The organism is Vibrio genomosp. F10 str. 9ZD137 (assembly GCF_049974785.1).
Lineage (GTDB): Bacteria > Pseudomonadota > Gammaproteobacteria > Enterobacterales > Vibrionaceae > Vibrio.
Map to the genome: position 1 here is coordinate 1 of NZ_JBNGCJ010000609.1, position 1,785 is coordinate 1,785.

Annotated in this window: 2 protein-coding genes and 1 pseudogene; 2 read left to right on the forward strand and 1 reads right to left on the reverse strand. The window is 44.2% G+C overall.

Annotated elements, in window-relative coordinates:
* Positions 1-561, forward strand: a pseudogene (locus ACP45E_RS14810) (UDP-N-acetylglucosamine 1-carboxyvinyltransferase); the annotation flags it as partial.
* 102 nt (positions 562-663) lie between these two features.
* Positions 664-1,404 carry a 1-acylglycerol-3-phosphate O-acyltransferase gene (locus ACP45E_RS14815; RefSeq protein WP_017037378.1) on the forward strand — a complete coding sequence of 247 codons (741 nt, stop codon included), beginning with the start codon at positions 664-666 and terminating at the stop codon, positions 1,402-1,404.
* A 157-nt stretch (positions 1,405-1,561) separates the two neighbouring features.
* Here the strand turns inward: ACP45E_RS14815 and ACP45E_RS14820 are convergent.
* The coding region (locus ACP45E_RS14820; protein ID WP_038174759.1) for a hypothetical protein at positions 1,562-1,785 on the reverse strand (224 nt) is incomplete at its 5' end.

A 1,785-nucleotide genomic window follows, 5' to 3' on the forward strand; every position in this document is an offset into this window, starting at 1 on the left:
ACCGGTACATTCTTAGTTGCAGCAGCGGTTTCTGGCGGTAAAGTGGTCTGTCGTAATACCAAGGCACACTTATTAGAAGCGGTATTAGCGAAGTTAGAAGAAGCGGGCGCACTGGTGGAAACGGGCGATGATTGGATCAGTGTTGATATGACCGATCGAGAGTTAAAAGCGGTCACCATTCGTACTGCGCCTCACCCTGGATTCCCTACCGATATGCAGGCTCAATTTACGCTGTTGAACCTAATGGCAAAAGGCGGGGGTATTATTACTGAGAATATCTTTGAAAACCGCTTTATGCATGTCCCTGAACTTATGCGTATGGGGGCGAAAGCCGAGATTGAAGGTAATACCGTAATCTGTGGTGATGTCGAGTCATTAAGTGGCGCTCAAGTGATGGCAACCGACCTTCGAGCTTCAGCAAGCCTCGTTATTGCCGGCTGTATTGCTCAGGGTGAAACCATCGTTGACCGTATTTATCACATCGATCGTGGCTATGACAAAATAGAAGATAAATTGTCTGGGCTAGGCGCAAATATTGAGCGATTCAGAGAATCAAATTAATATTGGCGTAAGAATTAGAGCCGAAACCTAAGTCTAATGGGGCATTTGTCTGATTAGAACTGGCGTTTCGGCTTTTTTATAAGGTTCTACTGGAGAACAAAAATGATTGCACTCTTTCGTATATTGGCTTTAGCTGTTTTTGCGATCGTCATGTTTGTATTTGGTTGTGGCTACTGTTTATTTAGTCCGCGTAACCCGAAACACGTCTTCACATTTGGGCGTTATTTCGGCCGTATGTCGAAGGTTTTTGGCATTAAACTTGAACTGCGCATACCTGATGATGCTTATGAGCGTGGGCAGCATGTCTATATTGCCAACCACCAAAATAGCTGGGATTTGTTTACGATTTCTTCGGCAGTAACCCCTAAGGTTGTTACTGTTGGTAAAAAAAGCTTGGCCTGGATGCCTTTATTTGGTCAGCTGTATTGGTTAACGGGTAATATACTGATTGATCGTGCTAACAGCTCTAAAGCGAAAGGTACCATTGATCAGGTGGTGGATAACATTAAGACCAGTGGCGTTTCGGTGTGGATGTTCCCAGAAGGCACGCGGTCACGAGGCCGTGGGTTGCTACCATTTAAAACGGGCGCTTTTCATGCGGCTATTGGTGCGAGAGTGCCTCTTGTCCCTATCGTATGTAGCTCTACACAGAATGTTAAGCTTAATCGATGGGATAACGGTCATGTCATCGTCGAAATGTTGCCACCTGTCAGCGCAGAGGGTTACAGCAAAACTAATGTTCGAGAGCTTGCCAATGACTGTCGTGAACGGATGAAAGAAAAGCTTGAAGCGCTAGATAAAGAAGTGGAAATACTGAATCAATCGAGCGCAGTAAAAGAGTAAGCGATTCACTCGCACTAAATTCAACGTTCATTGAATAGCCAGCACCTATGTGCTGGTTTTTTATGTCTGCAGTAAATGCTGAGCTGAAGCCATGTTAGGGCTCTCTACGTGACTACACAGTATTATCGAATGAAATAAGCGAAAGCTATCTTCAAGTTTAGATTGAACGGCCTTCTGGGGCTTGTTGATAGAGAGGGAAAGTAAACTCTGCTGTTTTAGAGAAAAATGATACCTGCACAGTATTCGGTTCGTGGACCTTGGAAAGCGATAAAATCGATAGGAATGTTTTAGGTTTAGATCGGGATGTTTTAAGTGAGCAAAAAAAAACCTCATCATAAGATGAGGCTTCTTCAAATATGGCTCCCTTTGCTGGACTTGAAC